This is a genomic window from Campylobacter concisus, from assembly GCF_002913865.1.
Taxonomy (GTDB): Bacteria; Campylobacterota; Campylobacteria; order Campylobacterales; family Campylobacteraceae; genus Campylobacter_A; species Campylobacter_A concisus_AM.
Window position 1 is genome coordinate 1 of record NZ_POYX01000092.1, and the last position, 7,073, is coordinate 7,073.

Below are 7,073 nucleotides of genomic sequence, written 5' to 3' on the forward strand. Positions count from 1 at the left end.
CTCTTACGTCGTGGTCGATCTTGCATTGAAGGGCTTCGTGAACAAGGGTTTTTGCCATGACGCGCTCTTCGCTTATTAGGTGGAAATTTGCACCTAGCTCGCCAAAGATATCTTTGTTACCCTCGCCATTTGCCTTGATGATAGTCTGGATATTTGCTCCGTAGTCTTTTATCTTTTGTGCGATCAGCTCAACTCTTTGCTCATTGCTAACTGTTATGATAACGGCTGCTGCGTCGTTTAGGCAGGCATTTTCAAGAGTATCGCTTTGAAGCACGTTTCCTAAAAATACATTTTCCCCGCGGCTCCTACCAAGCTCAACTAGACTGATGTCATTATCAAGCACGATGTATAAAAGCTTTGTCTCTTTTAGTCTCAAAACCACCTCTTGACCGAGCCTATCATAGCCAAAGACCACGATGTGATTTTTTAGTTTTTGTGGCTTTAGGGTCTCGTTTGACTCGACTACTACCTCGCGCTCTACAAGATCAGCTAAAACGTCAAGCTTTTTAAGTATAAAAGGTGTTGCAAACATCGATATAACAGAGGCTGCGATGAAAATTTGAGCAGTTTGAACATCTAGTAAATTTCTAGTAGTCATCAGCCCAAAGACAGCCAGTGCAAATTCGCCGATCTGACAGACGCTAAGTGCGGTTTTAGCAGCAACTCTGCGCTTTAGATAGATGTTTAAGATAGCAAAGACAACGATCGCCTTTATCACCATTACACTAAAGACTAGGCCTAGAACTAGCCAGATATTTGAGATGACGACGCCGAAATTTATCTGCATACCAACGGTTATAAAAAATAGTCCAAGAAGCAAGTCTCTAAAAGGTATGAGGTCTACCTCGATCTGGTGCTTGTACTGCGTCTCTGCCATCATCATACCAGCTAAAAATGCGCCAAGTGAGTATGAAAATCCAAAGAAGTGAGCCAGCGTGCTAGAGCCAACGACCATGAAAAGAATGGTAGCTATGAAAACCTCTTGCGAATTTGTCTGAACGACCTTGTAAAATATCCAGTTGATGACGTATTTGCCAAGTAAAAATAGCACGACTATAAGGATCGCAGCACTCGTAAATGTCTTTAGTAAGAGCTCATTTATCGAGGCATCTTGCGAGCTAAACATATCTATCATAAGTAGTATTGGTATCACGGCGATATCTTGAAATAGCAAAATTCCAAGCGCCTTTCTACCAAAAATTTTACTCACATCGCCACTATCATTTAGCGTTTTTAGCACGATCGCAGTTGAAGATAGAGCAAAGGCAAGACCAGCGATAAGCGCTGTCTCGTCCTTTAGATGAAGCGCGTAGTAAAGCATCACGCCCATCACAAAGCCACTTAAGCAAACTTGCAGACCGCCATTTAGAAAGACCTCTTTTTTCATGCTCATCAGGTGTTTAAAGCTAAACTCAAGTCCGATCGTAAACATCAAAAATGCGATACCAAATTCTGCGATATGAGAAATTTCATCGTTGCTTTTTAGGTTGAAAAACTCAGATATAAGCGTGCCGGTTACGATGTAGCCGATGATGGTTGGTATCTGAAATTTCTTAAAAATGACATTTAACGCGACTGAGATCGCAGCGACAAGTAAGAAGCCTTCTAAAATTTGTTCCATAAATTATTTTTTGCCTTCGTAAAATACAAGATCAAAGCTACTTTTTCTCTTCACAAGCGATCTTTTGGTGCTAGTTTGACTGGTAGCTTCGTGTAATTTTTTATTTAAATCTTCAATAGTCGATTCTAAATCGTCAATTTTCTCTTTTAGCTGAAGTATCACATCAACACCTGCTAAATTTACACCAAGTTCTCGGGTTAAATTTAGTATCGTTTTGACGCGATCAACGTCTTTTTGCGAGTAGAGCCTCATCTTGCCATCTGTTCTTGAGGGTTCAACTAACCCCTCTCTTTCGTATTGTCTTAAAGTTTGTGGATGTATGCTTAAAACCTTTGCTACAACGCTTATTAAAAAAAGTGGTTCTTCATAATTTTGCATTTTTTACTCCGGTAGTTTTTCTTTTAGCTCATTTACTAGGCTCTCGTCTAGCTCGCTAATGTTTGGAAGTTTTACTCTAGCTTTTAGGTAGAGGTCTCCGTAAATTCCACTCTTTCTGTTTTGCACGCCGTATCCTTTCAAGCGGATCTTCGTGCCTGTTTTTGAGTTCTCAGCGATTTTAATGGTTACATCTTTTTTATATGTATGCACATTTATCTTACCGCCAAAGAGCATAGTTTTTAGTGGAATTTCTATATCTTTGTATAGATCGTCGCCAACTCTTTCATACTCGTCGCTTGGCTCAACGCTAATGGCAAGTATGAGATCGCCAGTTTGACCGCCAGCACTCTTGCCTTTGCCTTTTATGCGAAGTTTTTCGCCGCCTTCTATGCCGCTTGGTATCTTTATCTTGATACTTTCGCCATTAAAATTTATCTTGTGTTCGCCGCCAGTTACAGCCACGTCAAATGGTATAGAAATTTTGGCATTTACATCTAGATCAGCTCCTCCAAAGCCAAATCCGCCTCCGCCAAAGCCTTCAAATCCTTCAAAACCTCCACCAAAGCCACCGCTAAATTTAGCGCTGCCTCCGCCAAATCCACCTGAGAAGATATTTTTCAAGATATCGTTTAGATCGCCCATATCGGCTGAGCCTCTGGCAAAGTCGTGGAAATTTTGACCGCCAAACATATTATCGCCATATTGATCATACTGGGCACGTTTTTTCTCGTCGCTTAAAATTTCATAAGCAGCGTTTATCTCTTTAAATTTATCCTCTGCTCCAGGGTCTTTGTTGATGTCTGGGTGGTACTTTCTAGCAAGTTTTCTATAAGCTTTTTTTATCTCGTCGCTTGATGCGCCTTTTGAAACTCCTAAAGTTTCATATAAGCTTTCGCTCATATATTCTCCTTATGTTTTTTGACACGGATTATATCACAAAACTTTAGTCTATGCAAGTCAAGTTTATTTTTATTTACAAAGGAGAAAAAAGCGTTAAGATTTTATTTTTAAGCTCTATTTATAATTTCAAGACATTTTCAATTTAAAGGAAAAAAATGAAAAAATTTATGCTAATTTCATTAGCAGCGGCTTCTTTGCTAATGGGAGCTGATATTAAATTTAACGAAGCAAACCAAGATGTAACTAGAGTTTCGCCGTTAAGCGATAAAAATAGCGTGCTCTCATACTACGACTCTGTCGCGCAGGCAAAACTTTCAGTTGTAAATATCTCGACTACAAAAACAGTAAGCAACGCAGGCATCGAGCAGATGTTTAATGATCCGTTTTTTAATGAATTTTTTGGATTTAACTTTGCAAAACCAAAAGAGAAAGAAAAGACAACCTCTCTTGGCTCTGGTGTCATCATCTCAAATGACGGCTACATCGTTACAAACAACCACGTCATCGAAGATAGCGACCAGATCGTTGTGACCTTGGCTAAGGGCGGCAAAGAGTATAAAGCAAAGCTAATCGGCAGCGATCCAAAGACTGATCTAGCCGTCATAAAGATAGAGGCAAATGGGCTAAATGCGATAACATTTGCCGACTCATCAAAGCTGCTTGACGCGGACGTCGTCTTCGCCATAGGCAATCCATTTGGCGTGGGCGAGAGCATCACTCAAGGTATCGTTTCAGGGCTAAATAAAGATGATATCGGACTTAATCAATATGAAAATTTCATCCAAACAGACGCCTCTATAAACCCTGGCAACTCAGGCGGCGCTTTGGTTGATAGCAGGGGCTATTTAGTTGGTATAAACTCAGCCATACTTTCAAAAAGTGGTGGCAACAACGGCATAGGCTTTGCCATACCATCAAATATGGTAAAAGATATCGCTAAAAAGCTGATAACTGACGGTAAGATCGAGCGTGGTTTTATCGGCGTAACGATAGCAAATTTAACTGATGAGCAAAAAGAGCTTTATACAAATAAAGAAGGCGCTTTAATAAGTGGCGTAGAGCAGGGCATGCCAGCAGATGAGGCAGGGCTAAAAAGAGGTGACTTGGTTATTTCAGCAAATGGCAAAGCTATCAAAAACGCAAATGATCTTAAAAATTTCATCGGCTCACTAACTCCAAATAGCAGCGTTGATATAACTTACGAGCGATCAAATAAGGTGATGAATACAAAAATCAAGCTTGTAAATATGGATCACAACGCAAAAGATGCTACAAAAAGCGTCATCATCGAAGGTCTTAGCGTTAGTAATCTAAGCGATGAGATAAGATTTAAGTATAAGATCAGCCCAGACACTCAAGGCGTGCTTGTAACTGACGTAAAATCTGGCTCAAAAGCTGAAGAGTTTGGCTTTGAAAGAGGTGATGTGATCGTTCAAGTTGGCGAAGAGAGCATAAAAGATCTTCAAACATTTGCAAGCACAGTTAAAAATGCAAAAGGCAAAAAGACGCTAGTGTGGATAAACCGCGGTGGCATCATGCAAGGTCTTGTTATAAAATAACCACTTAAGAGCTGAAATTTCAGCTCTTAACTCTTTTAAATTTTTAAAACCTTTATCTGCTATAATCCTTAAAAATAAATTTACAACAGGAAAGATCATGACTAGAATTTTAATGATAGAGGATGATATGGAGCTTGCTGAAATTTTAACTGAATACCTAGAAAACTACGACATAAAAGTGACGACGGCTGAGGAGCCATATATCGGACTATCTACCTTAAATACGAGCGAATTTGACCTAGTGATACTTGACCTCACTCTTCCTGGCATGGATGGACTAGAGGTTTGTAAAGAGATAAGAAAAAAGCACAACATCCCTATAATCATCTCAAGCGCAAGGCACGATATAACAGACAAAGTAAATGCCCTGGATAACGGTGCGGATGACTATCTACCAAAGCCTTATGACCCGCAAGAGCTTCTTGCTCGCATCAAAAGTCATCTAAGAAGGCAGAGCATCGCCCCTGCAAATGAGGCAAGAAATTTAAACAAAGACTTGGTTTTGAAAGAATTTGAGAGGGAAATTTTATTTAAAGGCAGTGTGCTAAATTTAACCGCGGCAGAGTATGACATCTTAAAATATCTGCTTCAAAAAGAGGGTGGAGCGGTCACTAGAGAGGAGCTCATCTACAACTGCGAGAGCATAAATGAAGATAGCTCAAACAAAAGTATCGACGTCATCATCGGCAGAATTCGCCAAAAACTAAATGAAAATCCAAAAGAGCCAAAATACATCCACGCGATCCGCGGCATCGGCTATAAGTTGGTTCTTTGATGCCAAGATCTTCTATATTTATCACGATAACGTTTATCTTTGGACTTGCACTTGTTTCGATATTTCTAGCCTTTTTGTGGCTTATGGGCTTTGACAAGCAAAACTACACAAGAGAGTTAAATAACAAATACTCAAACGTCGCTAGGACAAATTTGCTCTACATGGGTGGCATCATAAACAAAGCCCAGTATGACCGTCAGCTCTCAAGCATCGACATGCCAGAGATCACCGCCAAAAATGAAAAAGAAGAAATTTTAAAAAATGCAGCCGTTTTAGAAGAAATTTCAAGTGATCTAGGATCTAGTGCTATCTTGCTTTATGATAAGCACCACTACCTAAAGATCGAGCATTTAGACGAGCTAAAGCTTTTGATGGATAAAGAATTTCAGCCTTATAGATACGAGGTGATAAAGGCTGTGTTTGCCGTAGTTGCGGTCATTTTGCTGGCTGCTTATATCTTTGTAATTTACAAGATAAAACCGCTTAGAAAGCTAAAGCGTCAGATCGTTAAATTTGCAAATGGCGAGCTTGACGGCGTGCAAAATGTCGGCAACGGCAAGGATGAAATTTCTGAAGTTTCAGAGGCATTTTATGAGGCTGTTTGTCAGATCAAAGCACTAAATGACTCAAGGCATCTTTTCTTAAGAAATATCATGCACGAGCTAAAAACGCCTATCACAAAGGGGCTGATCGCCGCTCAAATGATAGAAAAAAGCAAAAATCAAGAGAGGCTCATCTCAGTTTTTCATAAGCTTGAAAATTTGATAAACGAGCTTGCAGCAATCGAGCAGATAACCTCAAAAATAGGTCTTACTAATAAGACGCCTTGTCTTATGAGAGACCTTATTGACGAGGCGATAGATATAGCGATGATCGAAAAAGAGCACGTTGGTATCAGCGAGCTTGACGAGGTTAGGGTGATGGTTGATTTTAAGCTATTTTCAGTCGCTATAAAAAATATGATAGATAATGGCATAAAGTATTCAACCGATAAGCACGTAAATATCATGGTTAGCAAGGATCATATGAAATTTATAACCCAAGGCGAGAAGCTAAAAAACGATCTTGACTTTTACATCCAGCCATTTATCAAGGGCGAGGACGCGCAAAAAAGTTTTGGACTGGGTTTATATATAGTTAGCAATATCCTTGAGGCTCATGGGCTAAAATTTGGCTACGAATACAAAAACGGAATGAATGTCTTTGTTTTTGAGAATTTACAAGATATAATAGCGGCTTAAAATAAAAACCGTAAATAAAAGGGAGTGAAAAATGGCGGCAAAAATCTTCTCAGCAGTTGATATTTTATCAATAATCGATCTTGAGATAGCAATAATCAAACGCTACAAAAACGTAAAGGACTATGCGAAAAATTTATCTTTGATATATTTTTCTTTACCAAACAGCAAAGAGTACGGTGAAATTTTTGAGAAAATTTTAAGACAAACTGACGTCGTTATAAGAGAAAATGAGCACTATGTAGTCGTGCTTCACGGCACAAACGAGAGAGGTGCTAGCGAGCTACTAACTGGCATACAAGAGTTTTTAAACGCTGAGCCAGTCGATCTTGTAGTGAGCTATCCAAGAGATGGCAAAGATGCAAAAGAGCTTACTATAAAACTTCAAGATGAGATAAAAGACAACTACGGCGTCTTGCTTGAGATGCTTGTAAATCAAGATAAATTTGAAGTCTTTGAAGATATCGTTTGAGATAAATTTAATAAAATAATTTATTAGAAAATCCAATAAAAAGCAGGTAGTGTTAGCGCTATCTGCACCTATAATCTTATATGAGCTAAGAGTATTTTTAATTTAAACCTATTCTCTCTTAACAAAGAAG

The 7,073-nt window shown here is 39.1% G+C and carries 7 protein-coding genes; 4 read left to right on the forward strand and 3 right to left on the reverse strand.

The features are described 5' to 3' along the window. The 3 genes from CYP77_RS06065 to CYP77_RS06075 all read right to left on the reverse strand — a co-directional run. Positions 1–1,621 (reverse strand): cation:proton antiporter (locus CYP77_RS06065; protein WP_103599716.1); only part of this gene is annotated, 1,621 nt, incomplete at its 3' end. A 3-nt stretch (positions 1,622–1,624) separates the two neighbouring features. Continuing rightward, the gene (locus CYP77_RS06070; RefSeq protein WP_021085531.1) at positions 1,625–1,999 is read right to left on the reverse strand and encodes a heat shock protein transcriptional repressor HspR; all 375 of its coding nucleotides are present in this window, start codon (positions 1,997–1,999) and stop codon (positions 1,625–1,627) included. A 3-nt stretch (positions 2,000–2,002) separates the two neighbouring features. Beyond that, positions 2,003–2,899 carry a DnaJ C-terminal domain-containing protein gene (locus CYP77_RS06075; protein ID WP_103566932.1) on the reverse strand — a complete coding sequence of 299 codons (897 nt, stop codon included), beginning with the start codon at positions 2,897–2,899 and terminating at the stop codon, positions 2,003–2,005. Positions 2,900–3,054: 155 nt separating this feature from the next. On the opposite strand from CYP77_RS06075, the gene CYP77_RS06080 reads away from it, so the two are divergent. The 4 genes from CYP77_RS06080 to CYP77_RS06095 all read left to right on the forward strand — a co-directional run bounded on the left by CYP77_RS06080 (position 3,055) and on the right by CYP77_RS06095 (position 6,943). Beyond that, the gene (locus CYP77_RS06080) at positions 3,055–4,458 is read left to right on the forward strand and encodes a Do family serine endopeptidase (protein ID WP_103566931.1); all 1,404 of its coding nucleotides are present in this window, start codon (positions 3,055–3,057) and stop codon (positions 4,456–4,458) included. A 97-nt stretch (positions 4,459–4,555) separates the two neighbouring features. Next, complete coding sequence (locus tag CYP77_RS06085) at positions 4,556–5,233, forward strand: response regulator transcription factor (RefSeq protein ID WP_002940190.1); 678 nt, start codon at positions 4,556–4,558, stop codon at positions 5,231–5,233. Further along, complete coding sequence (locus CYP77_RS06090; RefSeq protein WP_103566930.1) at positions 5,233–6,474, forward strand: ArsS family sensor histidine kinase; 1,242 nt, start codon at positions 5,233–5,235, stop codon at positions 6,472–6,474. Before CYP77_RS06085 ends, CYP77_RS06090 begins: the two co-directional genes overlap by 1 nt. A 31-nt stretch (positions 6,475–6,505) precedes the next feature. Next, entirely contained in the window at positions 6,506–6,943 is a 438-nt protein-coding gene (locus CYP77_RS06095) for a pyridoxal-5'-phosphate-dependent protein (protein ID WP_103566929.1), read from the forward strand. Positions 6,944–7,073: the final 130 nt, after the last annotated feature.

Excerpts from the sequence above, each read along its gene's own strand:
- CYP77_RS06070 (WP_021085531.1), bottom strand. The coding sequence starts at position 1,999 with ATGCAAAATTATGAAGAACCACTTTTTTTAATAAGCGTTGTAGCAAAG.
- CYP77_RS06075 (WP_103566932.1), bottom strand. The coding sequence starts at position 2,899 with ATGAGCGAAAGCTTATATGAAACTTTAGGAGTTTCAAAAGGCGCATCA.
- CYP77_RS06080 (WP_103566931.1), top strand. The coding sequence starts at position 3,055 with ATGAAAAAATTTATGCTAATTTCATTAGCAGCGGCTTCTTTGCTAATG.
- CYP77_RS06085 (WP_002940190.1), top strand. The coding sequence starts at position 4,556 with ATGACTAGAATTTTAATGATAGAGGATGATATGGAGCTTGCTGAAATT.
- CYP77_RS06090 (WP_103566930.1), top strand. The coding sequence starts at position 5,233 with ATGCCAAGATCTTCTATATTTATCACGATAACGTTTATCTTTGGACTT.
- CYP77_RS06095 (WP_103566929.1), top strand. The coding sequence starts at position 6,506 with ATGGCGGCAAAAATCTTCTCAGCAGTTGATATTTTATCAATAATCGAT.